The organism is Rhizobium grahamii CCGE 502 (genome assembly GCF_000298315.2).
Classification (GTDB): Bacteria; Pseudomonadota; Alphaproteobacteria; order Rhizobiales; family Rhizobiaceae; genus Rhizobium; species Rhizobium grahamii.
In genome coordinates, this window is the sequence record NZ_AEYE02000037.1 from 109,873 (window position 1) to 135,390 (window position 25,518).

20 protein-coding genes, 1 tRNA gene, 2 rRNA genes and 2 pseudogenes are annotated in these 25,518 nt (G+C 58.6%); 15 read left to right on the forward strand and 10 right to left on the reverse strand.

Features of this window, described 5'->3' with window-relative positions:
* Positions 1 to 253 precede the first annotated feature (253 nt).
* Positions 254 to 478 (reverse strand): hypothetical protein, encoded by a 225-nt coding sequence (locus RGCCGE502_RS36955; protein ID WP_141652457.1) that lies wholly within the window; start codon positions 476 to 478, stop codon positions 254 to 256.
* A 195-nt stretch (positions 479 to 673) separates the two neighbouring features.
* On the opposite strand from RGCCGE502_RS36955, the gene RGCCGE502_RS32050 reads away from it, so the two are divergent.
* Complete coding sequence (locus tag RGCCGE502_RS32050; protein WP_016558388.1) at positions 674 to 1,234, forward strand: hypothetical protein; 561 nt, start codon at positions 674 to 676, stop codon at positions 1,232 to 1,234.
* 30 nt (positions 1,235 to 1,264) lie between these two features.
* Here RGCCGE502_RS32050 and RGCCGE502_RS38865 read toward each other — a convergent pair whose 3' ends face one another.
* Together RGCCGE502_RS38865 and RGCCGE502_RS32055 are read right to left on the reverse strand one after the other, a co-directional pair.
* Positions 1,265 to 1,396, reverse strand: a complete 132-nt coding sequence (locus RGCCGE502_RS38865; RefSeq protein ID WP_019280477.1) for a hypothetical protein — start codon at positions 1,394 to 1,396, stop codon at positions 1,265 to 1,267.
* Positions 1,397 to 1,404: 8 nt separating this feature from the next.
* A complete protein-coding gene (locus RGCCGE502_RS32055; RefSeq protein WP_016558389.1) occupies positions 1,405 to 1,668 on the reverse strand; it encodes a hypothetical protein in 264 nt (87 codons plus the stop codon).
* Positions 1,669 to 1,705: 37 nt separating this feature from the next.
* On the opposite strand from RGCCGE502_RS32055, the pseudogene RGCCGE502_RS32060 reads away from it, so the two are divergent.
* The 3 genes and pseudogenes from RGCCGE502_RS32060 to RGCCGE502_RS32065 form a co-directional block, all read left to right on the forward strand.
* Positions 1,706 to 2,065 (forward strand): annotated as a pseudogene (locus RGCCGE502_RS32060) (SDR family NAD(P)-dependent oxidoreductase); the annotation flags it as partial.
* Positions 2,064 to 2,276: pseudogene (locus RGCCGE502_RS38475) on the forward strand (enoyl-CoA hydratase/isomerase family protein); the annotation flags it as partial. The pseudogenes RGCCGE502_RS32060 and RGCCGE502_RS38475, both read left to right, overlap by 2 nt.
* A gap of 281 nt (positions 2,277 to 2,557) precedes the next feature.
* A complete protein-coding gene (locus RGCCGE502_RS32065) occupies positions 2,558 to 2,962 on the forward strand; it encodes a response regulator transcription factor (protein WP_016558391.1) in 405 nt (134 codons plus the stop codon).
* Positions 2,963 to 3,203: 241 nt separating this feature from the next.
* On the opposite strand, the gene RGCCGE502_RS32070 is transcribed toward RGCCGE502_RS32065, so the two are convergent.
* Together RGCCGE502_RS32070 and RGCCGE502_RS32075 are read right to left on the reverse strand one after the other, a co-directional pair.
* Positions 3,204 to 3,803: a redoxin domain-containing protein gene (locus RGCCGE502_RS32070; protein WP_016558392.1), complete on the reverse strand. Its 600-nt coding sequence runs from the start codon at positions 3,801 to 3,803 to the stop codon at positions 3,204 to 3,206.
* Positions 3,804 to 3,836: 33 nt separating this feature from the next.
* A complete protein-coding gene (locus tag RGCCGE502_RS32075) occupies positions 3,837 to 5,597 on the reverse strand; it encodes an MOSC and FAD-binding oxidoreductase domain-containing protein (protein ID WP_016558393.1) in 1,761 nt (586 codons plus the stop codon).
* 540 nt (positions 5,598 to 6,137) lie between these two features.
* On the opposite strand from RGCCGE502_RS32075, the gene RGCCGE502_RS32080 reads away from it, so the two are divergent.
* From RGCCGE502_RS32080 to RGCCGE502_RS32125, 10 genes are all read left to right on the forward strand, one after another.
* Positions 6,138 to 7,301 (forward strand): HlyD family secretion protein, encoded by a 1,164-nt coding sequence (locus RGCCGE502_RS32080; protein WP_019280478.1) that lies wholly within the window; start codon positions 6,138 to 6,140, stop codon positions 7,299 to 7,301.
* Positions 7,294 to 8,850 carry an MFS transporter gene (locus tag RGCCGE502_RS32085; RefSeq protein ID WP_016558395.1) on the forward strand — a complete coding sequence of 519 codons (1,557 nt, stop codon included), beginning with the start codon at positions 7,294 to 7,296 and terminating at the stop codon, positions 8,848 to 8,850. Before RGCCGE502_RS32080 ends, RGCCGE502_RS32085 begins: the two co-directional genes overlap by 8 nt.
* Positions 8,851 to 8,909: 59 nt before the next feature.
* The gene (locus RGCCGE502_RS32090) at positions 8,910 to 10,178 is read left to right on the forward strand and encodes an adenylate/guanylate cyclase domain-containing protein (protein WP_016558396.1); all 1,269 of its coding nucleotides are present in this window, start codon (positions 8,910 to 8,912) and stop codon (positions 10,176 to 10,178) included.
* A gap of 139 nt (positions 10,179 to 10,317) precedes the next feature.
* Positions 10,318 to 11,277, forward strand: coding sequence for an aldo/keto reductase (locus RGCCGE502_RS32095; RefSeq protein WP_040676110.1), 960 nt, complete (start codon positions 10,318 to 10,320; stop codon positions 11,275 to 11,277).
* A gap of 33 nt (positions 11,278 to 11,310) precedes the next feature.
* Positions 11,311 to 11,688: a nuclear transport factor 2-like protein gene (locus RGCCGE502_RS32100; RefSeq protein WP_016558398.1), complete on the forward strand. Its 378-nt coding sequence runs from the start codon at positions 11,311 to 11,313 to the stop codon at positions 11,686 to 11,688.
* A 128-nt stretch (positions 11,689 to 11,816) separates the two neighbouring features.
* Positions 11,817 to 12,344, forward strand: a complete 528-nt coding sequence (locus tag RGCCGE502_RS32105; RefSeq protein ID WP_244441831.1) for a TetR/AcrR family transcriptional regulator — start codon at positions 11,817 to 11,819, stop codon at positions 12,342 to 12,344.
* A 176-nt stretch (positions 12,345 to 12,520) separates the two neighbouring features.
* Positions 12,521 to 14,323, forward strand: coding sequence for an acetolactate synthase 3 large subunit (locus tag RGCCGE502_RS32110; protein WP_016558400.1), 1,803 nt, complete (start codon positions 12,521 to 12,523; stop codon positions 14,321 to 14,323).
* 26 nt (positions 14,324 to 14,349) lie between these two features.
* On the forward strand, positions 14,350 to 14,895 hold the full coding sequence (gene mug, locus RGCCGE502_RS32115; protein ID WP_016558401.1) for a G/U mismatch-specific DNA glycosylase: 546 nt from the start codon (positions 14,350 to 14,352) through the stop codon (positions 14,893 to 14,895).
* Positions 14,896 to 14,945: 50 nt separating this feature from the next.
* Positions 14,946 to 15,944: a GlxA family transcriptional regulator gene (locus RGCCGE502_RS32120; protein WP_016558402.1), complete on the forward strand. Its 999-nt coding sequence runs from the start codon at positions 14,946 to 14,948 to the stop codon at positions 15,942 to 15,944.
* 41 nt (positions 15,945 to 15,985) lie between these two features.
* Positions 15,986 to 16,984, forward strand: a complete 999-nt coding sequence (locus RGCCGE502_RS32125; protein ID WP_016558403.1) for an MDR family oxidoreductase — start codon at positions 15,986 to 15,988, stop codon at positions 16,982 to 16,984.
* A 23-nt stretch (positions 16,985 to 17,007) separates the two neighbouring features.
* On the opposite strand, the gene RGCCGE502_RS32130 is transcribed toward RGCCGE502_RS32125, so the two are convergent.
* Positions 17,008 to 17,301 (reverse strand): ArsR/SmtB family transcription factor, encoded by a 294-nt coding sequence (locus tag RGCCGE502_RS32130; RefSeq protein ID WP_016558404.1) that lies wholly within the window; start codon positions 17,299 to 17,301, stop codon positions 17,008 to 17,010.
* Between the two features lie 209 nt (positions 17,302 to 17,510).
* Positions 17,511 to 20,456, reverse strand: a complete 2,946-nt coding sequence (locus tag RGCCGE502_RS32135; protein ID WP_016558405.1) for a 2-oxoglutarate dehydrogenase E1 component — start codon at positions 20,454 to 20,456, stop codon at positions 17,511 to 17,513.
* Between the two features lie 421 nt (positions 20,457 to 20,877).
* Between RGCCGE502_RS32135 and RGCCGE502_RS32140 the strand changes: the two genes are divergently transcribed.
* A complete protein-coding gene (locus tag RGCCGE502_RS32140; RefSeq protein WP_016558406.1) occupies positions 20,878 to 21,402 on the forward strand; it encodes a hypothetical protein in 525 nt (174 codons plus the stop codon).
* Positions 21,403 to 21,426: 24 nt separating this feature from the next.
* Here RGCCGE502_RS32140 and RGCCGE502_RS32145 read toward each other — a convergent pair.
* From RGCCGE502_RS32145 to RGCCGE502_RS32155, 3 genes are all read right to left on the reverse strand, one after another.
* Positions 21,427 to 21,503, reverse strand: a tRNA-Met gene (locus tag RGCCGE502_RS32145).
* A gap of 270 nt (positions 21,504 to 21,773) precedes the next feature.
* Positions 21,774 to 21,888, reverse strand: a 5S ribosomal RNA gene (gene rrf, locus RGCCGE502_RS32150).
* 181 nt (positions 21,889 to 22,069) lie between these two features.
* Positions 22,070 to 24,973, reverse strand: a 23S ribosomal RNA gene (locus tag RGCCGE502_RS32155).
* Positions 24,974 to 25,518 lie beyond the last annotated feature (545 nt).

Consider the following 25,518-nt stretch of genomic DNA (forward strand, 5'->3'; position numbering starts at 1 on the left):
GGGCGAAATCGCACCGACCTTCCTGATCATCGTCCTATCACCAGTGCCAGTACATCCGTGGCCAAAAGCTTGAACGATGGGGCATCGCGAGCAGCGAAATGATCTCAGCGCTCATCAGCGATGCCGATGAAGGGCTTCTATCTGACGAATGTGTTCGCAACATGTCGGCAGCGGGTTAGGCGCCAATCCAGTCGTTGGCTGGCTCTTCTTTGGTCGAGAGCATCCGCCCTATCCTGCTCCCGGGCCACCTTCCTCAGGATCGCGCGTACGGATCGAATTCCATGCTCGCGTCCAGTTCAACGAGCAGCGCGTCGGACTCCAGGCAATCGCAGCAGATGCCGAAGCAATCCTCGTCGAAGTCGGCCGCGCTTCTTGCCCGTCGGCAGCAATCGCAGACGATGGCTCCGCGGCAGGTCCGCCTCGGCATCAGTATTTCGAGCGACAGTTCCTCGACGGCGTGCGCGGCAGGTCCGGGCATCGCAACCTCCCTGAGTTCGTGATTCTCAAAGGAGATGGTACCGTCCGTGCGAGTTTTCCAGACCGGATGCCCGTGGAAGGGGCCATCATTGGCCGGCAGGCGGCTTCACGTTCGAAATGAAGGCGAGATCCAAGACGGCGTTGAAGTATCTTCGAGGAGGTCGTCGGCTGGATTGTCGCCACGCAGACATGCGATGTGGTGAATTTCGGGCGCAACAAGGACTATGTCATGGTCTGCCCGATCATCGTTGCCGACGAGCGTCTCCGCAGGCAGGTCATCAACGGCGTGACGCCTTCGGCAGCCATCCTAGAACTCCGGGCAGATGAATGCCACGTGATCGATCTTGGCAAGGCCGCCAGCATTCACAAGCGAGTCCTTTCCAGCCTCCCTCGGAAGGACGGATTCAGCAAAGACCTTTCTCGCAGCGTGTTCCAGCAATCCCTGGAGCGGCGTTTCGGACGATTCGTCTTTCCTGATTGGCTATGCACCAGGCCGTTGAGACAGCTCCGTGACCGGGCACGCGAGAAGCACAAGACAGGCGGTTCGGTCGGCGACGTCTACAAGGCAGTCGACGAGTTCCGGGTGCGCGGAAATCCCGACCCGGAAAGCCACGGGTCCGCCATCGGGTTCATCGCGGTCGTGGATGCGGAAAAGGAGAAGAAGACCACGAGGAAGGCGATCCGCGACGACTTCGACGCGCTGTCCAAGAAGTTCGTCTGGCCGGAGGCCTACATCAGGACGAGTTCTTCACCGTAATGACGCTAGATGAGATGACGGCGCGCCAGCTCAAGGAAAGTCATTCAGTTCGGAGGTGTCGGAGACGACCGGGAAATGTGCCCATTCCAAACTGAAGTCGCCCTGCCGCCATCCGGAGAGCGCTTGCATCTCGTCATCGGTGAGACCTTCCACCGCCGCCATGCCCGTCTTTACTTCAGCTTGAATTTGACTTTCTTGACCACCTTATTGGGAACGAAGGGGGCACCATCGTCAACAGCTTCTTCGCCCTGGGCAGCGACTCGGTCGGTCCAGTGATCCTGCCTTCCAGAATGCTTCTGAGGCTGCATCTTTGTCCATGTTGCCGTCGGGCGGCCCGATCCCTTCCCGGCGAGCCTGCGCGCGACCGCGAATTCTCCATCGGTGATGATCTTGTGCAAAGTCCGGCCGCCGAACTCGGTCTCCAGCAGGTCCACCGCGGGCGGTAGGTCGCCTGCGCAATTGGAGGCACAAATGAGCGGTCAAAAGACGATTTTGATCACCGGTGCGTCACAGGGAATCGGTGCCGGACCGGTGAAGGCATTTCTCGACAAGGGCTGGAACGTCGTCGGCACATCCAGGCGCATCAGCAATACCACGCCGTTCGATCGGACTGCCCGTCTCGAACTCGTCGACGGCGATGTCGGCGATCCGGCGACGGCCGAGCGCGTAGCACACCGGGCTGTGGATCGGTTCGGTTCCATCGACGCTCTCGTCAATGACGCCGGGATCGAGGGGTTCATCTATTTTACGAAGCAAGCCATCCGGCAGATGCTGCTTCAGAACTCCGGAGGAAGCGTCGTCACCATCACATCGTCGCTGACCGACCATCCGCCACGCCATCGCCGACGCGAAGCGTCTGGTTGACTTTGCCTGCCTTCCATCCGATCCGGAAATCGGAGCCGGCTGGGATGCATTCATCACCGCCGTCCAGCGCCCTGTCGCGCAGAATAATATTGGCAAGCTGATGGAGATGGGCCTTCCAACCAATGCCGACATTGAAACCCTGCTGGGTCACTACACGCAAACCCTTGCCGACAAGTAGGCCAATCGACGCCTGTGCAAAGTGCGGGACGTTGCATGGATGTAGACTGGATCGGCACACCTGCTCGATGTTCTACCCACCAGGGCCCCCAAGATTGGTCCTGTCCACGTCGCTGACGGCATGGCGTATCTGATCGCCGCGCCGGAGGCTGCCCCTGAACCCTGCAAACGACATCAGGGTCAGCGGACCGATACCTTGGTACAATGTACTAGAGGTTGAACAACTCTTAGATTCAATCATATTCCGGTAGGTGATTTCCGACCGGTTGACGGAAACACCGCATGGTGGCCGTAACGGAGTTGGCCATGGAAGGCGTTCGTCCATTGGTTTCAGTTGTTGACGATGATGTGTCGGTCCGCGAGTCATTGCCCGCGCTCCTTCAGTCGTTTGGCCTCGACAGCATCGCCTTCGCGTCGGCGGAGGAGTTTCTCGGTTCGGGCGCCCTTGCGACGACGAGCTGTCTGCTTCTCGACGTCGTTATGACGGGAATGTCTGGACCGGACCTGCAGTGCGAACTCCTGCGCCGCGACAGCCCGGTCCCTGTCGTCTTTATAACCGCGAACCATGACGAAAACCTGCGGTCAAGGCTCCTTGCGCAGGGCGCATCCGATTGTCTTTTCAAACCCTTCTTCGACGACACCCTCGAAAAGGCCGTCCTTCGCGCACTCGCAGACCGCAGCGGATGACGTGCTTGGCCTGGCATCACGGATGTTCACCACCGACCCGGTTCCAGATGCGATCCCGTGATTGGGGGCCCTTGGCGATGCCTCGACCGTTGGAATGGTGGAAGATGCCGCCTTTGTCGTGAAACACCTCGCTGACTTCGATGCCTCCGACTTAGGAGTCCGTTCGAGATGTCGGTGACCACAACGTGCAGTCCTTGCCCGGTGTCCGAAGACGCGGTCGGGGTCGCCGAAACCCGGTGAACTAATCGTCAGCCAGAGTTTGTGCGATGGACCTTCCATAGGGAAAGAACATGTCCTTGCGCCCCTCCTGCCACGCGGACCGCAACTCCGCTTGCGTGATGTCCCAATCGGGCCAGGATTTCTTGCAGACCTCGCGCAGATCCTGGCGAAGGTCCTCAACTGTCGGGCGGCCGAAAAACCAATACCCATTGTAGAGTTTGTAGACGATCAAACCGGGTTCGAGGACAATGACATGGGGGATCATCGGATTGTGAACCGGGTCCGTGTATTCCGCGATTTCGAGGTCCTGCTGTATCGACCGTCTCGGATCCGACAGAAATGGCCAATGCGCCCCGACGCCGACGCCGCTGCGGAACTCGTGTGTTTCGGCAATGGTGTCGGTACTGATCGTCACCAGCCTGCAATACCCGACCTCCATCTCTCGATAGAGCTGCAGCAACCCCTCATGCTGGCGCCGATCCTTGGGACAGAAGCTGCCTCGGCTGAGAACCAGGACCATGGGATACATGGCCTGTAACTGCGAGAGTTTTCGACGCTTGCCGGTGTGATCGCTGAGTTCGTAGTCTGGAAAAACCGCTCCCGAAACGATGTCCGATCTCATGTCCAATTCCTCCATTTGTGCGACGTTTGACCGCTACAGGTCTATGACGAGGTCACCTGCCGGTTGCGAGCAGCAAAGCAGCAGATTGCCGTCTGCGGCTCCATCGATCGGGCTCGGTTGATAGGTAACCGAGCCCGAGATCAATCCGGTCTCGCAGGTGTGACAAACGCCGGTCCGGCAGGACCAGCGCGCCGGCACATCGCATGCCTCAGCCAGGTCGAGCAGGCTGTGCATGCTTGAGTTCCAACGCACGACCAATCCGCTGCGGGCGAACGAAACCAATCCTCCGGAGCCGGGCTCGCCCGCCGGCTGATGCGGTGGCTGTCGCGGCGAAGTTGCGATTCCTGGCGTTATCGACGAACCGGCGCCGAACAGCTCCGTGTGGATGCGATGACGCGCAACTCCTACGCCAGCAAGTCCTTCCGTGAGGTCGCTCATGAACTTCGCAGGCCCGCAGAGGTAGAAATCGCTCTCGATCGGAAGGCCAAGCGCCTTGAGGATTGCCGCGTCCAGGTGGCCTGTCGAGTCATAGTCAGCGCCCTGCCGGTCGCCTGGCGCGGGGGCGCTGTAGCAGGTGTGCCAATGGGCATTCGGGAGCGACCGAAGGAGCTCGCGTATTTCCTGTGCGAATGGATACTCCAGGCTGTTACGCGTTCCGTAAAGCCACCAGATCTCCCGCTGCGACTTCTCCGCCGCGAGGGCATGAAGCATGCCGAGAACGGGCGTCATCCCGATCCCCGCGCTCAAGAATGCCACAGGTCCGTCGCTGCGGATCAACGTGAAGCTGCCGCGCGGCGCGCTCGCCTCCACGAGATCCCCCTCCTTCAATTCTTCGCATACGAATCTGCCGGCAGTGCCGTCGGGCTCCCGCTTGATAGTTACTCTGAAATGCAGGCCGTCCGCCCTGCCCGACAGTGAATAGCTTCGAAGAAGGATCGGAGCCGAGCGTGGCCGCAGCCGGAGCACGATGAATTGCCCTGGCAGATAGCTCTCCAGCAACCTGCCGTCCAACGGCTTGAGTTCAAGCGAGGTGACATGGTTGACCTCCGACGTCTTGCGAACCACGTGGAACTCCCGGAAGCCGTCCCACGCCGGGCGCGGCTCTATCGCGCCCGTCAGACCCGCATTTCCCGTCACCTTTCCGCCCTCGGCCGATTGTGTGAGCAAAGCCTGGAACGAACGGCGCCAACCAGCGCTCAGCGACGGATTGCGCAGCGCCCGTTCCAATCGGTCGCGGGGATGTAAAGGCTTGTAGAGCAGCGCGTTGATCTCCGAGACGGTCATGCCGCCTTCTCCGGATGCGGTCTTGATGATGGCGTCGTCCGCTTGGACATACCCTTCCTCAAGAACGCGAAAATAGAAGCCCGGTCTGTCATGCAACACCAGCAGAGCCGCCATTTCGGGTACGTCCATGCGAATGCCAAGCCGGTAACAGGTGACGCGTGGCTGCGTCACCTCAAACAGCGCGCCACCGATGCGGTAGCGGTCGCCGATGCAGACTTCGGCGTCGGTAAGCCCGTCCACGGTAAAATTCTCCCCGAATTGTCCATAGACAAAGTCGCTTCGGCCCAAGTGTCTTTCCCAGTACCGGTAAGATTCGATCTGGTAGACGAACACCGCACGATGCTCACCACCATGCCCGGTGCGATCCGCCTGCCCGTCGCCATCTATGTTCAATCGCCGGACCATGCGTGGGCCTTCGACTGGAAATTTCCAGATGGCCGTCGTGACGTTCCTGTTCTGCCATTCGACGTCGCGGGGCAACCCGACGTTGACGGAAAGAAGACGAGCCATAAGACATACTCCCGATGCCAATGCTGCTTCGTTGAGGATCCAAAGCTCCTGATCCGTAAGCGGACATATTGCCGGGTCCCGTGACAAGAGAACATCCGACCGGACGCAATTCCATTATACGAAGGTGTCGCCGATACCTTGGTTGAATGGTGGCTCGACGACGCGCGTGCTTTCATCAGGGATCGGCCCCGGTGATCAAAAGGCGAATACCTGGGCAGGCGTATTTTCATAGGTCACGCCTTGTTGAAACGATACGTATCGTTTATACCACACAACAGCCGAGCGTTTGGTTTCGAGCGGCCCGGGGATTTGTTCCCGCAAGTCGCTGTGGGCGAATTTGATCGGTTGCCGGCCCTCTTGTCGGAAGATGCGGAGGTGGGTCGTGAAGCTTCGTATGTCCAATCTGCGAAGCGACTGAACGGCGAGCCGCATCTGCCGTGTGAACCTGAAAGCCCACGCGGTCCGACATTGCCGATTTCTTCCGGGACGCCGCGAGCGTCGCGGAAGGCGAACCTCGGATCTACCAAACGGAAGAAGAAAATGGCCTGGTTGAGAAACAAGAACCAAGTAACTGAACAGTCGGGAACCAACGTCACGGCATTGCCGGGAACTCAGGATGGCACGCATCCAGCGGCTCCCTCTCACAGCAAAGCATCACCGTTCTCGTTCGTCGTGCCTGCCACGGCGATCTTCGTCGCGCTTTCCGCCGTTGTCGGCGCTGGAGCCAACTGGGATTGGTGGGTTGCAAGCCGTTCGGTGCAAACAACGGACGATGCAGCGGTCTATGCAGACGTCTCGTCCATCAGCGCCCGCGTCGGCGGCACCGTCGACGGAATATCCGTTCGCGATTATGACCACGTCAAAGCTGGCGACCTGTTGTTTTCGATCGACCGAAAGCCGTTTGAAGTTGCACTGCGAGCTGCAAAGGCCCGCCTCGAAGCGTCCCATGCGCAGCTTGAGGACAACGACACTCAGCGAACTTTTCAGCTTACGCAGATCGATATTGCCGTCGCCCAGGAGCAGGCCTCTGCCGCCGATGAAATTCAGGCGAGCAAGGAGCTTGAACGCCAGACGCGGCTCGCCATCGACGGCAGGGCGAGCTCGCTCCAGACGCTGGAAAAGGCGACCGCGGCTCACGAGCGGGCCCTGGCGAACTCCAAGATGACAGATGCGACCGTCGTCGCTCAGCAGGTCAAGCTCGATGTGATCTCAAAGCAGCGCGACGTGCTGAAGGCGAACCTCGACACCGCCGCGGCGGACGTTGCGGCACGCGAGCTTGATCTCGGCTATGCCGATGTGCGCGCACCCGTCGACGGCGTCGTCGCAAAGCGGAACGTGCAGCTGGGAAACTACGTCGCTGCAGGCACCAACCTGATCTCGATCGTGCCGCTTCCGAAGGTCTACATCCTCGCAAACTATAAGGAGAACCAGTTGGCGCTGGTTCGCGAGGGACAGTCCGTCGACATTTCTGTCGATCTTCTACCAGGGGAAACTCTCCACGGCATCGTTTCGAAAATATCGCCCGCAAGCGGTTCGACGTTCGCGCTTTTGCCCCCCGACAATGCGACCGGCAACTTCACGAAGGTTGCCCAACGTCTGACCGTGCGCATCGAAATCGACCCGACACAGCCGAACTTTGAACGTTTGCGTCCGGGTATGTCGGTCATAACCCGAATAGCGACAAAAGGAGAGCGCGATGTCTAGGCGCGTTCATTCAAGCGATCTTCCGCGACAAGGATATGTCGCGGTTGCCATGGTCATGGCGTCGATACTGACGGCCTTTGACGTCAGGACCGCAAGCATCGGCCTTGCGGATCTGCGCGGCGCATTCGGCTTGAGTTTCGACGAGGGTGCTTGGCTGAGCACCTTCGCGACGGCGCCGCAAATTCTCGTTGCACCGAGCATCGGCTGGTTGATTGGCGTCTTTGGCGTCAAGAGGGTCATGATCGGGCCGTCTATTCTCTATTCCGTCATCTCCGTTGCAATGCCCTTTGCTCACGGTTTTGTACCTCTCGTCGCATTGCATGCTCTAAGAGCGATGGTGCTTGGCATCTTCGTCGGAGCAACGCTCCTGGTTGCCTTTCGAAACCTTGATCGGAATTACTGGATCTTCGCTCTTTCGTTCTACGTCTTGAGAATACCGTTCGCGCAAAACCTCGGCCTGTATGCCGCCGGGAGCTACACCCAAACGATTGGATGGCAATGGCTCTACTGGCAGGGTGCCGTCGTCGCGCCCGTCATCGGCATCCTGTTCTGGTATGGCGGGAAACCGATGAAGGTCGACCGGGAGCTTCTGGATCGTGCCGACTGGGGCGGAATGGCGCTCTTTGGCGTAGCCTTGACGACGCTCTATTTTGCGTTGGATCAGGGTAACCGTCTGGACTGGTTCCGATCCGGGTATGTGGTGTCGCTTCTCGCCGCGACGGCCTTTCTCTTCTGCGTATTCTTGTGGCACGAGGCGCGGGTCAAGGAGCCGTGGGCTCATATCTCAATCCTCCGCCACAGAAACATCGCGTTAGGGTTCGCCGCCATCGCCTGCTTCATGATCGCCAGTCTCGGCAGTTCGCTGCTGGAACCGAACTTCCTGATCAGCGTGGCTCGCCTGCGTCCGGAGCAGATCGGCGACTTCACCGCACCCTACGCAGTTCTGCTTCTCGTCGCGGCAACCGGTACGGCTGTGGCTCTTGTCCGGACCGTCAAGCAACGCTGGACGTTGATTATCGGCTTCACATTGTTCGCAATATCGGCATGGCTTGGTACACAGTTGACTAGCGTCTGGTCGCTGCCCGAGTTCCGGATGATCGTGATCCTGCAGACGTTCGGCGAAGAGATTGTGTTTCTTGCCGCGGTGGCAACCCTGTTCAGCAATGTGAACCCGGCCCGCGCCATATCCCTCGTCGCTTATGTCCAGGTCATGCGCCTGATCTGTTCTGAGACGGTCGCGACGTCGATGACGACCTGGGTGCGCCAGCGCGAGCAATTGCATTCGTACCTGATCGGCCTTCACGTCACGGGAACGACGCCGGGGTGGAGTTCGACGATCATTAAACTCGGCTCGGGGTCGGCACAGGCAACATCGCAGGCTGAAGCCCTGAAACGCGGCGTCGGGGTACTGGCGGCAATCGTCCAGAGGGAAGCGAACGTGCTGGCCTACATCGACGGGTTCTGGATCACCTTCATGGCCGCAATTGTCGGGCTGATTGTGGTTTCGTTGATGAAGCCCTCGCCGCCGCATCCGCTGACGACGAGGTGACTGAAGCACAAGCACCGATCGACAGTTGATTGGAACGCTCAATAACAGGAGTTTTTCCCGTGGACGACCACCACGCCAAGAACATCACCACCTGGCTTATGCAATCCGGGCTGAAAGGCTTGCCGGAAGAGGATCTGCTCGCGGGATTCTGTGAGCGTTGCAACGCTGGCGGACTGCAGATCGACAGGGCGAGCGCCGTCATGGATACGCTGCATCCCGTGTACGAACGCCGAGCTTACCGGTGGGATCGGTCGCGATGGATGCAACGTGTCTTCGAGTTCGGGTTCGCCAATCCAGGTGGCACCCCGAGCGACTGGCAGCGCTCTGCCTTTCACTATCTAAAGAAAACGGGCGGCACGGAGGTGCGCCGGCGGCTTCTGAACGGCGATCCCGCGGATTTCTTTCTCGTCGACACGATGAAGCGGGATGGGTTCACCGATTTCATCGCCGTGGCACACCGCTTTGACGATCCAGGCGCCATAGGCGGCATCGACTGCTTTTTCTCGCAATTCGGGACCCGGGAGATCGATGGTTTCTCCGAGGCAGACGCGCAGGCTCTGCGCGACCTGCTGCCGTGCCTTGCCCTTGCAGTCAAGTGCGTGGTGGTGAGTGGCGTCGCCTCCACTATCGCAAAGGTCTATCTCGGCGAGGATGCGGCCAACCATGTGCTGCACGGGAGGATCACACGTGGCAAGAGCGAGCGCATCTCTGCAGCGCTATGGTTTTCCGATCTCGCAAACTTCACCCGAATCTCGGACACGGTCGATCCCGAAGAGATCATCCCGATGCTCAATGACTACTCCGACGCGGTGATCTCCTCGATCGAGGAAGCCGGCGGCGAAGTGCTCAAACTCATGGGTGACGGAACGCTCGCAATCTTCAGAGGCGACGTCGCCAGCCGAACATGTGCAGCCGCGCTCCATGCGCGCGCTCTACTCGACAAGCGGCTGGTCGCACTTAACGCGCAACGCGGTGCCGAACGCCGCCCCGTCACGGATGTCTATCTCGGGCTGCATGTGGGAGATGTCTTCTACGGGAACATCGGCAGTCAGGACCGCCTCGACTTCACAGTCATTGGCCCCGCCGTCAACGAGGTCAGTCGCATTGCTTCGCTTTGTCGACCTCTGCAACGCAAGTTCCTCATGTCGGCGGCCTTTGCGGCGATCGTGCCCCATTCAGAGACCGATCGTCTGCAATCGATCGGTTCCCACATTCTGCGAGGCGTCAGCCGCGCCCAGGAGCTTTTTACGATGGCGGTCGAAAGCGCTCCGCCCGAAATCGCAATAACGTCGGCTGAGCCCGGTACGGTGTTGGCGAAAGCGTGCTGACACCAACGTACAATATCCCTGGAAACGATACCGCTTTACAAGGGAAGCTGCGAGATGTCATCGCGGCTGGTCTGGCTAAAGCGCAACGAGAAAAAGCTCGTGCCCATGCAAGTTTTCGCCCCAAACGAAGGATTGGCAAATGGAAGCCCCAGATATGCTCCGCTTCAAGAGAATCCCTCTCTCCCATGGCACCGGCACGATCCCGGTTGCCGGGTTCGGAACACTCATACCCGATGTGACTGCGACAAAGCAGGCGGTGAAGGCGGCCCTTTCGACAGGGTTCCGACATTTCGACTGTGCCGAGAGATATCTCAACGAAGAAGCGGTCGGCGCGGCGTTCAGCGAATCCATTGCCGCGGGCATCTTGCGCCGTGAGGACCTTTTCGTCACCACGAAGCTCTGGAACACAAACCATCGCCCTGAACGGGTCCGACCTGCTTTCGAAGCAAGTTGCCGTCGCCTGAAGGTCGACTACGTTGATGCCTATCTCATACATACCCCATTCGCTTTCCTCCCCGGCGAGGAAAAGGACCCGCGAGACGAGTACGGACACGTCATATACGATCCTGGCGTCAAGTTGGTCGATACCTGGCGCGCATTGGAGAAACTCGTGGACAGCGGGCGATGCAGATCTATTGGCCTGTCGGACGTCTCGCTCGAAAAACTGAAGGAAATTGTCGAGGCGGCACGTATCAAGCCTGCCATCGTACAGGTAGAAGCACATCCATATCTGCCCGAGTGGGAATTGCTGGAGTATTGTCAGAAGCACGGCATCGTTCTCTTGGCGTTCGCGGCACTCGGCCATGCAATGGTTCCAAACCTGCTGGAGGACCCAGTCGTCACCAGGATCGCCAAACGGCTCGGGAAGACGCCGGCTCAGGTCGCATTGGCCTGGGCCGCGCAACGAGGAACGGCATTCCTGACGACGTCCAAGAACCCAAAGCGCATCGACGAGAACTTCGACTTTTCCACCCTGCCCGAGGACGCGATGCTTCAGATGCGCGAGCATATAACCACGAACGTCCGCTTCAACGGAGTGGTCGATACCGGAGTTCCAGGCTTCATTCCCCGTGTCACCGAGGTACAGGCAACCAAGTAAGGACGGAAGCATTTCGCGGAAGGAATATCGAAGATGGAAGACCGAGAACTCCGGGTGGCGCTCGAACGGCATTGGGCAGCCTCGGACGCCGGCGATTTTGAACTGGAGCACGAAATCTATCAGGAGAATGCCCTGCTCGAATATCCGCAATCCGGCGAACGTATCCGAGGGCGCGGGAAGATCCAGGAGAGCCGCTGCGTTCAACCGAACAAGAAGCGTTTTTCCGTCCGCCGCATCATCGGCAGCGGGAGCCTGTGGGTCACGGAGTTTATCCTCACCTACGACGGTGCGCCATCCTATGCTGTCAGCATAATGGAATTCGCGAATGGTCTCGTAGAGAGGGAGACCCAGTACTTCGCGGGTCCCTTTGACCCCTCGGAGTCGCGCGCCCATCTGATCGATCACTCGTAGTGCAATCGTTGTTGATCGGGCCTGCGAAGTTGAGGTACGCCTTGTCAATGACCACGAAACCGATACCCGCCCCTGCCAAAAAGCGAACGTCCATTGGATCTCGTCGCAATCCGGAAGCGGAGGCTGCCGTGCTTGCCGCCGCCAAGGATCTGATTTCGGAAAGGGGCTACGCCGGTTTTTCTGTCGATGAAGTCGCCCGCCGAGCTGGCGCGGGAAAAACGACGATCTATCGCTGGTACCCGACCAAGGCCGACCTCTTTATCGCGATCTACACCGCCGAGCGCTCGACCTTCGTTCCGGTTCCAGACACCGGGAATCTGGTTGAGGAACTTGCGCAGTACACCACCAGTCTGTGGCGTTTCTGGGCGTCTCACCCGGCCGGGGCGGCGCTTCGCGGTTTGATCGCCGAGGCCCAGGGCACGCCGGAGGCGCTAAGTGCGCTGCGGGACAGGTTTCTTCCCGATCGTACCGCCGACGTGAGACGGATGCTGAGCGGTGCGGCCGCGCGCGGCGACTTGCTCTCCGACGAGGTGGACGACAAGGTCGCCCTCTGGGTCGGATTCAGCTGGTTCAAACTGCTGGTCGGCGAGTTGCATGACGAAGGCGTCATAAAGTCGGTGATGATGCAGATTGCAGAAGTTCGGCGTAACAGCTAGCGCCTCGCCAACTCTGATGGCGTGTTGGCGAGGCCACCGATACTGCTTCAAACCGCTGGCCGTAAACGACGTCGGATTGTCTGTTTTTGTCACGGAATTGAAATTCCGGACAGGTATCGCATGCCTATATTGGATCAATAGAACCTCGAGCCTGTGGCCAAGACTGGACCTGAAACATGACGATCAATATCACCGCAACGACGCCGGCGACGGCAAACTCCGATGAGATAACGGGCGCAGCCATGATCGTCCGGGCCTTGGCGGATCAGGGGGCAGAAGTCCTCTTCGGGTATCCAGGCGGCGCGGTGCTTCCAATTTACGATGCCCTCTTGGACGAGCCCCGACTTCGCCACATCCTTGTGCGCCACGAGCAGGGTGCAGCCCATGCCGCCGAGGGATATGCGCGGTCGAGCGGCAAGCCGGGCGTCGTTCTCGTCACCAGTGGGCCGGGCGCGATCAACACCGTCGTCGGCATCGTCGATGCGCTGATGGATTCGATCCCGCTGATCGTCATAACCGGCCAGGTCCCTACCCACCTGATCGGCACCGACGCTTTTCAGGAAGCGGACACCATCGGCATCACTCGGTCGTGCACGAAGCACAACTATCTCGTACGGAGCATCGAAGAACTTCCTCATGTCATGCACGAGGCATATCGGATCGCCACCACGGGACGGCCCGGCCCTGTCCTGATCGATATCCCAAAGGATATCCAAGTCGCGCGTGGACGTTACTCCGGCCCCCGCGAGGCGATCCCTCTCCATCGATACGAGCCGCAGATCAAAGGCAACCCGGGAAGCATCGCCGAGGCCATAAAGCTTCTGTCGGAGGCGCGCCGGCCGATACTCTATACCGGCGGCGGCGTCATCAATTCCGGGCCCAAGGCGAGTGCGCGGCTACGCGAGTTTGCAGCGCTTGTCGGCGCGCCCGTTACCTCGACGTTGATGGGCTTGGGAGCGTTCCCTGCCTCCGATGACCTGTGGCTCGGAATGCCTGGCATGCATGGCGCATACGAGGCCAATCATGCGATGCACGACTGTGACGTCATGCTCTGCCTCGGCGCGCGGTTCGACGATCGCGTCACCGGTCGTCTCGACGCCTTTTCTCCGGGATCGCGGAAGATCCACGTCGATATCGATCCGTCGTCAATAGGAAAGATCGTTCCCGTCGACGTCGGTATCGTCGGTGATGCCCTGTCTGTCCTGGAAGACCTCATCGCCGGGTGGCCGCGCCAGCGTCAGCAAGATCGCAAGGATAGGCTTGCGCCCTGGTGGAAGCAGATCGAGACCTGGCGTGCGCGCAAGGCGTTCAGCTATCGCAATTCGTCAGAAGTCATCAAGCCGCAATACGCGCTTGAGCGCCTGCGGGCGCTGACACTCGACCGCGACGTCTACGTCACGACCGAAGTCGGGCAGCACCAGATGTGGGCGGCGCAGTTCTTCTATTTGAGCGAGCCAAACCGGTGGATGACGTCGGGCGGGCTTGGGACGATGGGCTACGGCCTGCCGGCTGCGATCGGCGTCCAGCTCGCGCATCCCAGGAGCGTGGTCATAGACATCGCCGGCGAGGCCTCGATACTGATGAACATGCAGGAGATGTCGACTGCCGTACAGTACAGGCTCCCGATCAAGATATTCATCCTCAACAACGAGTATATGGGAATGATCCGGCAATGGCAGGAGTTACTGCATGACGAGCGCTACAGCCATTCCTACTCGGAAAGCCTTCCAGATTTCGTAAAGCTGGCGGAGGCTTATGGTGCCGTGGGTATCCGGGCGGAAAAACCAGAGGAACTGGACGGCAAGATCATCGAGATGCTGAACACTCCTGGACCGGTGATCTTCGATTGCCGGGTCGAGAAGACCGAAAACTGCTTGCCGATGATCCCGTCGGGAAAGCCTCACAATGAGATGATCCTGGCTGACGAAGTCGTGGACATGGGCTCGGTGATATCCGCCGAGGGCCGTGCGCTGGTGTGACGATGTGTGGAGAATCGCAGAACGGCATGCTTATCGAAGACGCTCTCGATGTTGATGCTCCCGCCACCGAGTACGGGGGACGGTCCGACATCCTCAGCGTTGGCCTTCGCGTTGTCTTCTGCGGCCTCAATCCGGCCGTCACCGCTGAGCGGGACGGCCACAATTTCTCTTCGCCCAGCAATCGCTTCTGGCGGGTTCTGCATCTCGCAGGCTTCACTCCTCGCCTGCTGAGGGCGGAAGAGGAACGGGAATTGCTCGCTTATGGCTGCGGGATAACAGCCGCAGTGCCGCGGGCGACGAGGAGCGCTGCCGAACTGACTGCCGACGACTACGCGACGGCTGCGCCCGAGTTGGAAGCAAAAATCAACCGGTTCTTACCAAACAATCTGGCATTCCTTGGAAAAGCTGCGTTCGCTGCGATCAGCGGTCGCGGCGATTGCGATTGGGGACTGCAGAACGAGGTGTTCGCCGGAGCAAGGACCTGGGTCCTGCCGAACCCGAGTGGCCTCAACAGAACGTTTAACCTGGAGCGCTTGACCGGACACTATCGCGACCTAAGATCGAAACTCTAGCCGCTTGCACGGCCCGGAGCCCAAGGGCGGCCCATAAGCGGGGGCAGACCATGCGTATCGCGATCCTCACCATCCCCGGCGTTCAGATGCTCGACGTAGCCGGGCCGATGGACGTGTTCTCGGAGGCCACGACGCAACTGAAAGGGCGTGCCGGCTATTCGCTCGATATCGTAGGGCTAACGATGGAGCCCGTGACCGCCCTCAACGGCACTCGGTTTCTGCCGGATATGTCGATCAAGGACACCCTGGAAGGGTTCGACACCTTGTTGATTGCGGGAAGCCCCGGCATCCGCCAGTACGAGGATCACCGAGAGCTTCTGCGGTGGATCGGCCGCGAGTCGCACCACGTTCGCCGGCTTGCCTCGATATGCACTGGCGCCTTCCTTCTTGGAAAAGCGGGGTTGCTGGATGGTCGTCGTGCGACGACGCATTGGAATTCCACTTCCCGGCTCGCCAGTATGTTTCCGACCGTGAGACTTGAGCCAAATACGATTTTCGTCAAGGACGGTCCGATCTATACCAGCGCCGGCGTCACCGCGAGCATGGATCTGGCGCTTGCCCTGGTCGAAGAAGATTTTGGCCGAAGCATTGCGCTGCGGGTCGCGAAGGAACTCATCCTGTTCCTCCAGCGTCCCGGTGGCCAGTCCCAGTTCAGCGTTCATCTCGAGGCGCAGGCAGCCGAGATCGGTCCGATCCGCGACACCACCCAATGGATCGTCGATAACTTGGCGGACGACCTGTCGGTCGAGACACTGGCGGCGCGCCTTGGGATGAGCAGCCGAAATTTCGCGAGGACTTTCAAACGCGAAACCCACATGACCCCCGGCGACTATGTCGAGGCAGCCAGGGTGGAGGCCGCGCGAAGAATTCTCGAAGAAAGCGACACCCCCCTGAAGAGGGTCGCAAGCCTGTGCGGTTTCGCGGACCAAACCGGTTTGCGTCGCGCCTTCATGCGACGGATAAATGTGACGCCAGTCGAGTACCGCCACAGGTTTCGGCCATCCGGTGCGACAGCCGCGCCCTCGCCTCGGACACTCACTACGGCGTGAACAACGCCAATTCGCCCGCAACACACACACAGGAGACAGCCATGCAAAAGAGCTTCCCGGCGATGGTGATCGACAGCGTGGACGGCAGGACCATGGGCGCGTTTCGCGAGATTTCTATGGAAGAACTGCCGGACTACGACGTTCTGGTCGAGGTCGCCTACTCGACGCTCAATTACAAGGACGGCCTCGCAATCACTGGCAAGGGACGCATCGCCCGGCGCACGCCGATGATCGCTGGCGTGGATTTGGCGGGGACCGTTGTGGAGAGCCGTTCTCCAAAATGGCAAACGGGTGACAAGGTTGTCCTGAACGGCTGGGGACTGTCCGAGACGGAATGGGGCGCCTATGGCCGATATCAACGCGTCAAGGCGGAGTGGCTAATCCGCCTACCCGACGGCTTTTCGATGCAGGAGGCGATGGCAGTTGGGACCGCTGGGTACACCGCAGCCCTGTGCGTCGATGCGCTGGAGAAATGGGGCACGGTAAAGCCCGGCTCAAGCGAAGTGATTGTCACCGGGGCGGCTGGTGGTGTTGGCTCGGTCGCGGTCGCGTTGTTGGCCGCGCAAGGCTACAATGTCACGGCGTCGACCGGGCGTCCTGAGACCCACGACTACCTCGCTTTCCTAGGAGCAACCGGCTTTGTCGATAGAGCAAGTCTTCAGGAGAAAGGACCGCCGCTCCAAAAGGAGCGTTGGACAGGCGGCATTGACAGCGTCGGCTCCAGCACGCTGGTAAACATTCTTGCTCAGACAGTACGAGGCGGCGCAATCGTCGCCTGTGGCCTTGCCGGGGGCGCGGATCTGAACGGTACTGTGATGCCGCATATTCTTCGCAGCGTCGCATTGATCGGCATGGATTCTGTCGTTGCCCCGCTCGAGCAACGCCTCGCGGCATGGAAGCGCCTTGAGCGCGATCTCGACAAGGAAAAGCTAAGAAAGATGACGACCGTCGAGCCTATGTCCAGGCTACCCCAACTTGCTGAAGACATCATCGCCGGAAGAATACGCGGCCGTGTGGTTATCGACGTCGCCTCGACCTGAGCGATCCACGTTTTTCCTTTTCCCTAGAGGTCGTGCACGAGCTGCTTCAAGAACGTGGCGATGGCTTCCTCGTTGCGCTTGTAGAAAATCCACTGCCCCACCCGTCTGCTTTTGACGAGACCGGCCGTGGTCAGCGCTGAAAGATGCGCCGAAACAGTCGATTGCGCCAGGCCGCTTCGCTGGAATTGGTTGGCGCAGACGCCCATTGCGAGGGGATGTTCCTGATCGCCAAAATGGGTCTCCGGATCCTTCAGCCAATTAAGTATATCCATTCGTGCCGGATGCGCGAGCGCCTTGATGACTTGCAACGTTTCCATCGTCTTTCCTTGAACTTCACCCGCTTTGCGGCGCGAGAAAGACCGATACGTCGATGCTGGAGCGCCCTTTCCTCGGCATCGTTGTCGCGCGCTAGGCGCACGAAAACGATCGATCGGATTGAACGTGGACATCATGTAGTCCACTCCCCCTCGCGCCCGGCTTTCTGAGAACGACGTCAACTTGAACGTATGTTGATCGCCGTTCGCAGCTATGCGGCGAACGCCGCGTTCATAAACAGGCCAACCTCCGCAACGTGGCGCGACATCTGACCGGTCGCCGTTGATGCCGAAGCCGGCCGGCCCGCATAGCCCGCTCGCCCCGCGGATCCGAGAGCTTGTGTAATGGCCCATTCGAGGTAGGGCTCGACGAATGACCAAGCGCCCATGTTCTTCGGCTCCTCTTGGCACCAAGCGACACTAGCCGTCGGGAAGCGCACCAGTTCCGCTGCAATTGCCTTGGCCGGGAACGGATAGAGCTGTTCGACACGCAGTAGATAGACGTCGTCGATATCGCGCCTCGCGCGCTCATCCTGAAGATCATAGTAGACCTTGCCCGAGCACAACAGGAGCCGCCGAATTTTGCTGTCGGAGACCAGCTTGACCGGGTTTCCGTCATCCTTTTCGCCCTCGTCGCGAAGGATGCGCTGAAACCGCCCAGTCGCGCCGAGGTCGACGAGGTCCGACCGGCACCGCTTATGGCGCAGTAAGCTTTTGGGTGTCATGAGGATCAGCGGTTTACGGAAATTGCGCTCCAGTTGCCGCCTGAGAATGTGGAAATAGTTGGCTGGGGTCGTGCAATTGGCGACCTGCCAGTTACCCTCGGCCGAACCTTGCAGATAGCGCTCCAACCGTGCTGATGAATGTTCCGGCCCCTGGCCGTCATATCCGTGGGGCAGTAGGCAAACCAGGCCCGACATCCGCAACCACTTGCGTTCCGCCGATGACAAGAACTGGTCGAACAGCACTTGAGCGCCGTTTGCAAAGTCACCGAACTGCGCCTCCCAGAGAACAAGGGCATTCGGTTCGGCAAGCGAGTAACCATATTCGAAGCCAAGCACGCCCTGCTCCGACAGCATCGAGTTGAACGTATCGCACGGCGCCTGGTCGGGGCTGATGGAAGCCAGCGGCGCGTAGCGCGCCCCGGTTTCCTGATCGATGATCACCGAATGGCGCTGCGAGAAGGTCCCGCGCTCGCTGTCCTGCCCCGACAGACGAACTGGATAACCGTCGACGGCAAGTGATCCGAACGCGAGCGCCTCTGCTGTCGCCCAATCGATGCCGGTACCGGCCTCGATCGCCCTACGTCGCGCCTCGAGGAAACGACCGACAGTGGGGTGCGCGTGGAAACCGTCCGGTAGCGTTGTGATGCTGTCGCCGATGGTTCTTAGCTTCGACACATCGACGCCTGTAGCGCCGTCGCTCTCATCCTCGCTTTCCGCCCTGCCAGAGCCAAGTCCCGCCCATTTGCCATCCAGCCAATCGCCCTTGTTCGGCTTATATGATTTAGATGCCTCCAACTCGCGATCGAGGTGCTCAACCCACCTCTCGCTGGCATCCTCGACCTCGCCCTTTCCTACAACCCCCTCCGCGCTCAGCCTCTCCACGTAGACGTCGAGCGTCGACATGTGCTTTCTAATTTCCTTGTACATCTCGGGCTGGGTGAACGACGGCTCATCACCTTCGTTGTGGCCAAAGAGCCGGAAGCAGATCAGATCGATTACAACAGGTTTGTGAAACGTCTGGCGGTATTCGATCGCGAGCCTGGCGACGCGTGCCACTGCTTCAGGATCGTCGCCATTCACGTGAAAGATCGGCGCTTCGACCATCTTGGCGACGTCGGACGGATAAGGTGAGGACCGAGAGTAGCTCGGGTCGGTAGTAAAGCCGACCTGGTTGTTGATTATCAGATGGACCGAGCCTCCCGTCCGGTAGCCTTTCAGACCTGATAGGCCGAGGCTCTCGGCAACGACCCCCTGCCCGGCGAACGCCGCATCGCCGTGGATCAGGAGCGGCAGGACCGTCGTGCGGTCGGCTGTATCGCTGCGCTGTTCCTGCTTGGCTCTGACTTTCCCCAGCACCACCGGATCGATGATCTCAAGATGCGAAGGATTGGCGATCAGGGACAGGTGAACCCTTTTGCCGCCGATCTCCCGATCCGAAGAGGTTCCCAGATGATACTTTACGTCGCCGGACCCCTCAACTTCGTCCGGGAGGAATGATCCGCCCTTGAATTCGCTGAAGATTGCCCGGTGTGGCTTGTGGATCACCTGGCTAAGGACGTTCAGGCGTCCGCGATGGGCCATACCGAAAACGACCTCTGTTACCCCAAGGGCCACACCATGCTCAAGGATCTCTTCGAGAGCAATGATTGTCGACTCCCCAGCATCGAGCCCAAAGCGCGTCGTGCCGACGAACTTCTTGTTGAGATAGCGCTCGTAGCCTGTCACCTCTACGAGCTTCTGTAGAAGCCGCCGCTTGTGATCAGGTGCCAGTTCGGTCGTAGCGTTCAACAGTTCGACACGTTGCTGGATCCATGTCCTTTGCGTCCGGTCGGAGATATGCATGTATTCGTAGCCGACCGTCCCACAATAACAGACGCGCAGGCGATCTAGGATCTCGCGAATAGTGGCCAGTTCGGCGCCGAAGGCGCCGTCGAGGAATACAGGGCGGTCAAGATCAGCCTCGGCGAACCCATAGAAGGAAGGCTGCAATTCCTCGCTTTCGTCAGGTACTATCAAGCCCAGTGGATCGAGCTTCGCAGCCCGATGTCCCAGTATCCGATAGGCGCGGATGATCGCCAATGCCCGCGCCGTGTCGCGGTTTGAGACGATCCTGTCGCCGTCCGACGGCGATCCTTGTCCTGCTTTCACCTCAAGCTCTTTGGCCCAGTTTCCATCAAGAGCGGAAATCAGGTCTCCATTCGGAGACATTGGCCAGTTCGCCGACTTCCAGGATGCGCCAGCCGCTGTTCGTCTGATATCGACGGCATCGTCGTCAAGCGAGGAGAAGAAATCACGCCATTCTGGACCGACAGAATTAGGATCCTCTAGATATCGCTCCTGCAGGCTTTCGATATACGCCGCGTTGGCGATGTCGAGAAATGACGTTCTCGAAAACGTATCGCTGGGTTGCTGCCGATCGAGCGCGCGATTCATCTGGGCATCCCTTCCATTTTCCGTTGGTTGCACGCAGGGCATCGTTCCCCCAGCGTGGGTCCATTTGGTTGCACGGGCAACGCAAAGTACAGGGCTAAAGCAATGTCCGATACTTGAATCAATATGCAAAAACGGACAAACTGGACCCATACGCTGCCGGACGCACCCGTCGGACTAGAGCTCGATCAAAATCGCGGGTGTGCTGCCGCGTCGGCTACCGACACCATGATCGCCGAACCCTCAGTACATTCCAATTATACGGAAGTATTGAAGTAGAGCTTCCGCTTGGGTGTTGAATGCGCGTGAACCCATGTGGATCCCGTATCTCGCGTAGTTTAGGAATGTCGAACAGTGGACTGGTCCTCGAAGCCGTGCGGCGACGTGGGACAACTCGACTCGCCGCCACTGAAGTCCACGTACTATGGAGGAATGTGGGTGCGTCGCGTCGTACAATCAGACCACCTTCGATGAAGCTTGGCGGCTCGTGATCCGCCGCAACGGCCGTTTCTACCACAGGACAAGGCGGCGTTGGCGGCGCCTACGTGAAGAAGGGGTCTTAGCGCCCCTGGAGCGGCATCAGCATTTCAAGTCGGTAGACGGGCTGTTGCGTTGCCATTTGGGCCATACTTATCTTGAAGTCGACACGATTGAACTCGCGGAACTGGCCCGGCAGCAGCTAGGCGACGAAAGTCACGTCGGCGAGCATGGCGGAGCCGTAAGGTGCGGACGCAACTCGTGCAGCAAGACCCCGGGCCACCAGCCAGCATCACTCGAAGTGCACGGCCGGATCGCTTCCATCCTTGCGGCGATGGACGGGCTCGACTGCATGAGCAGCCGCTTCGTCTCGGAGATTCACGAGGATTTCGCGGGGCGGCTTCGCGCCGGCGAACTGGACACTGCTCAGAAACGCAAAAAGCTCCTCGACGCTTACGCGGAGGAGTTATGAGGTGATCGTTGTCTTTTGGAAGTTTGGTTGCGGGGGCAGGATTTGAACCTGCGGCCTTCAGGTTATGAGCCTGACGAGCTACCGGGCTGCTCCACCCCGCGCCAAGTGCAAAACCCGTTGGGTTTTGTCACGGTAGCGTCACCGCTTCAGCGGTGATGCCTCTGCCGGAGCAACTTGCGCAGCAAGTTGTCTCCTGTAAGGGACGCACCATCTAGTCAGGTGCACCACCATTTCATTTTGCTCCGCATTTTAGCCCTTGGAAAGCAGAAAGGACCGCTTTTGGGCGGCCCTTTTTGATCGGCTTGGGCCGTTTTCGGACGATCTTGTGATCGCCGTGACGTGATGAGAAGATTGTTTGTTGCGTTTAGCAGACCTGGCAGCGACCGACTCTCCCGCGTCTTAAGACGAAGTACCATAGGCGCTGGGGCGTTTCACGGCCGTGTTCGGAATGGGAACGGGTGCAGCCGCCCCGCCATAACCACCAGGTCAGCGAAGCGCAACAAATTGAGAAGCTGGTGAGGGCAGAGCCCTCTTCTTAATCTTGAACACGTCTCAGGCTAGAACCGGACGAACACCGCGTGTTCGCCGGGCCTGTCGCAAAGGCTTGCGCCTTCGCTCTGTCGGGACAAGCGCCTTGCGCTTGCCCTATGAGCATTGATCAATGAGAACGATCAAGCCAATCGAGCTATTAGTACCGGTAAGCTTCACACATTGCTGCGCTTCCACACCCGGCCTATCAACGTGGTCGTCTTCCACGGCTCTGATTGGGAATACTCGTTTTCAGGTTGGTTTCCCGCTTAGATGCCTTCAGCGGTTATCCATTCCATATGTAGCTACCCTGCTATGCCCTTGGCAGGACAACAGGTCCACCAGAGATATGTCCATCCCGGTCCTCTCGTACTAGGGACAGATCCTGTCAATATTCCTACACCCACGGCAGATAGGGACCGAACTGTCTCACGACGTTCTGAACCCAACTCACGTACCGCTTTAAATGGCGAACAGCCATACCCTTGGGACCTGCTCCAGCCCCAGGATGCGATGAGTCGACATCGAGGTGCCAAACAACCCCGTCGATATGGACTCTTGGGGGTCATCAGCCTGTTATCCCCGGCGTACCTTTTATCCGTTGAGCGATGGCCCTTCCACGCGGGACCACCGGATCACTATGACCGACTTTCGTCTCTGCTCGACTTGTCAGTCTCGCAGTCAGGCGGGCTTATGCCATTGCACTCGACGACCGATTTCCGACCGGTCTGAGCCCACCATCGCGCGCCTCCGTTACTCTTTCGGAGGCGACCGCCCCAGTCAAACTACCCACCATACACTGTCCCGGATCCGGATAACGGACCGCGGTTAGACATCCATGACGATAAGGGTGGTATTTCAAGGATGGCTCCACAGAAACTGGCGTCCCTGCTTCAAAGCCTACCACCTATCCTACACATGCCGACACGAATGCCAGTGTAAAGCTATAGTAAAGGTGCACGGGGTCTTTCCGTCTGACCGCAGGAACCCCGCATCTTCACGGGGAATTCAATTTCACTGAGTCTATGTTGGAGACAGCGGGGAAGTCGTTACGCCATTCGTGCAGGTCGGAACTTACCCGACAAGGAATTTCGCTACCTTAGGACCGTTATAGTTACGGCCGCCGTTTACTGGGGCTTCGATTCAAAGCTTGCACCTCTCCTCTTAACCTTCCAGCACCGGGCAGGCGTCAGACCCTATACGTCGTCTTGCGACTTCGCAGAGCCCTGTGTTTTTGATAAACAGTCGCTACCCCCTGGTCTGTGCCACCCCACCACACTTGCGTGCGAAGGGGTCACGCTTCTTCCGAAGTTACGCGTGCAATTTGCCGAGTTCCTTCAACATAGTTCTCTCAAGCGCCTTGGTATACTCTACCTGACCACCTGTGTCGGTTTCGGGTACGGTCTATACGGTGGAGCTATTTCCTGGAACCGCGTCCCTGCAAGATCAATCCAATAAGACCTTACAAGTTGAGCAATCCGTCACTACCACCAGGCCCACGAATATTAACGTGGTTCCCATCGACTACGCGTGTCCGCCTCGTCTTAGGGGCCGGCTAACCCTGCTCAGATTAACTTTAAGCAGGAACCCTTGGTCTTTCGGCGAGAGGGTCTCTCACCCTCTTTATCGTTACTCATGTCAACATTCGCACTTCCGATACCTCCAGGATCCCTCACGGGTATCCCTTCACAGGCTTACGGAACGCTCCGCTACCACGTGTATTGCTACACATCCTCAGCTTCGGTGCATGGCTTCAGCCCCGTTACATTTTCGGCGCAAAGACCCTTATTTAGACCAGTGAGCTGTTACGCTTTCTTTAAATGATGGCTGCTTCTAAGCCAACATCCTGGTTGTTTTGGGATCCTCACATCCTTTCCCACTTAGCCATGACTTGGGGACCTTAGCTGGAGGTTAGGGTTGTTGCCCTTTTCACGACGGACGTTAGCACCCGCCGTGTGTCTGCCGACTAGTACTCCCCGGTATTCGGAGTTTGGTTAGGATCAGTAAGACGGTGAGTCCCCATAGCCCATCCAGTGCTCTACCCCCGGGGGTATTCGGTCGACGCTCTACCTAAATAGATTTCGCGGAGAACCAGCTATTTCCGAGTTTGATTGGCCTTTCACCCCTAGCCACAAGTCATCCCAATCTATTGCAACAGATGCGGGTTCGGTCCTCCAGTTGGTGTTACCCAACCTTCAACCTGCTCATGGCTAGATCACTCGGTTTCGGGTCTAATGCAACAAACTAAATCGCCCTATTCAGACTCGCTTTCGCTTCGCCTACACCTACCGGCTTAAGCTTGCTTGTTACACTAAGTCGTTGACCCATTATACAAAAGGTACGCCGTCACCCTTGCGGGCTCCGACTGTTTGTAGGCATCCGGTTTCAGGTTCTATTTCACTCCCCTTGTCGGGGTGCTTTTCACCTTTCCCTCACGGTACTTGTTCGCTATCGGTCATGCACGAGTACTTAGGCTTGGAGAGTGGTCTCCCCATGTTCAGACAGGATTTCACGTGCCCCGCCCTACTCTAGGACATTGAAAGTGTTTACGCGTACGGGGCTGTCACCCACTACGGCCAAGCTTTCCAGCTTGTTCCACTTTAACTTCCAATGCCACTGGCCTGGTCCGCGTTCGCTCGCCACTACTTGCGGAGTCTCGGTTGATGTCCTTTCCTGCAGGTACTTAGATGTTTCAGTTCCCTGCGTTCGCTTCTTACACCCTATTTTATTCAGGTGCAGATACCTTATCACAATGCTTGGAAACCATTCGGGTTTCTAACGCCGGACAACCGGCGACGCGCTACCGCGCTGTACAGGAAGTTCCCATACAGGACGTTAGTCCGTCGGCGATCGTTCGCCGTAACGTTGGATCGAAGATCCAACAACCAGAATGATTTTCCAAGCATTTAAGGTGGGTTTCCCCATTCGGAGATCCATGGATCAAAGCTTATTCGCAGCTCCCCACGGCTTTTCGCAGCGTATCACGTCCTTCATCGCCTGTGCATGCCAAGGCATCCACCAAATGCCCTTACGACACTTAATCGTTCTCATTGCCAATGCTCATCATCTCGCTGCTCGCATCCCGAAGGAAACGGCAACAGACCGGGTTACCTTTTACAACCCAGTCAATCCAACAATGCCATCGACGTGTTCGACCTGATTGCTTTATTGGAGCTACGCCGAGCAGCTCGCTTGCATCAGGTCTTAAGACCAGCTTCTCGAGATTAAATCCGGTACCGCGCGGTCAGGCAACGGTAATCAGACCAGCCATCAGACAGCACCCGAAGGCACCGAACAATGGTCGATCCTCATGACAAGCTTCCTTCCTACCTCCAGTCCCTCCACCAGATCCGGCCGACTAAGCCATCCTTGGTTTCAACAGAACTGGGCTCGGACATTGGGCAGAACCCAACACCTGGAAGCCTCCAGATCAATCTTCTCTTCACGATATATGCAGAACAGGCATACGGCTTAAAGCCGATGCAAACTTTTTACTTCTTCAGAAGACATCGCCATCAAAACCGTCAGTCTCAACACCAATCGATTTGGTGGAGCTGAGCGGGATCGAACCGCTCGACCCCCTGCTTG

Excerpts from the sequence above, each read along its gene's own strand:
- RGCCGE502_RS36955 (WP_141652457.1), bottom strand. The coding sequence starts at position 478 with ATGCCCGGACCTGCCGCGCACGCCGTCGAGGAACTGTCGCTCGAAATA.
- RGCCGE502_RS38865 (WP_019280477.1), bottom strand. The coding sequence starts at position 1,396 with ATGGCGGCGGTGGAAGGTCTCACCGATGACGAGATGCAAGCGCTCTCC.
- RGCCGE502_RS32065 (WP_016558391.1), top strand. The coding sequence starts at position 2,558 with ATGGTGGCCGTAACGGAGTTGGCCATGGAAGGCGTTCGTCCATTGGTT.
- RGCCGE502_RS32070 (WP_016558392.1), bottom strand. The coding sequence starts at position 3,803 with ATGAGATCGGACATCGTTTCGGGAGCGGTTTTTCCAGACTACGAACTC.
- RGCCGE502_RS32075 (WP_016558393.1), bottom strand. The coding sequence starts at position 5,597 with ATGGCTCGTCTTCTTTCCGTCAACGTCGGGTTGCCCCGCGACGTCGAA.
- RGCCGE502_RS32080 (WP_019280478.1), top strand. The coding sequence starts at position 6,138 with ATGGCCTGGTTGAGAAACAAGAACCAAGTAACTGAACAGTCGGGAACC.
- RGCCGE502_RS32085 (WP_016558395.1), top strand. The coding sequence starts at position 7,294 with ATGTCTAGGCGCGTTCATTCAAGCGATCTTCCGCGACAAGGATATGTC.
- RGCCGE502_RS32095 (WP_040676110.1), top strand. The coding sequence starts at position 10,318 with ATGGAAGCCCCAGATATGCTCCGCTTCAAGAGAATCCCTCTCTCCCAT.
- RGCCGE502_RS32100 (WP_016558398.1), top strand. The coding sequence starts at position 11,311 with ATGGAAGACCGAGAACTCCGGGTGGCGCTCGAACGGCATTGGGCAGCC.
- RGCCGE502_RS32110 (WP_016558400.1), top strand. The coding sequence starts at position 12,521 with ATGACGATCAATATCACCGCAACGACGCCGGCGACGGCAAACTCCGAT.
- mug (WP_016558401.1), top strand. The coding sequence starts at position 14,350 with ATGCTTATCGAAGACGCTCTCGATGTTGATGCTCCCGCCACCGAGTAC.
- RGCCGE502_RS32120 (WP_016558402.1), top strand. The coding sequence starts at position 14,946 with ATGCGTATCGCGATCCTCACCATCCCCGGCGTTCAGATGCTCGACGTA.
- RGCCGE502_RS32125 (WP_016558403.1), top strand. The coding sequence starts at position 15,986 with ATGCAAAAGAGCTTCCCGGCGATGGTGATCGACAGCGTGGACGGCAGG.
- RGCCGE502_RS32130 (WP_016558404.1), bottom strand. The coding sequence starts at position 17,301 with ATGGAAACGTTGCAAGTCATCAAGGCGCTCGCGCATCCGGCACGAATG.
- RGCCGE502_RS32135 (WP_016558405.1), bottom strand. The coding sequence starts at position 20,456 with ATGAATCGCGCGCTCGATCGGCAGCAACCCAGCGATACGTTTTCGAGA.
- RGCCGE502_RS32140 (WP_016558406.1), top strand. The coding sequence starts at position 20,878 with ATGGAGGAATGTGGGTGCGTCGCGTCGTACAATCAGACCACCTTCGAT.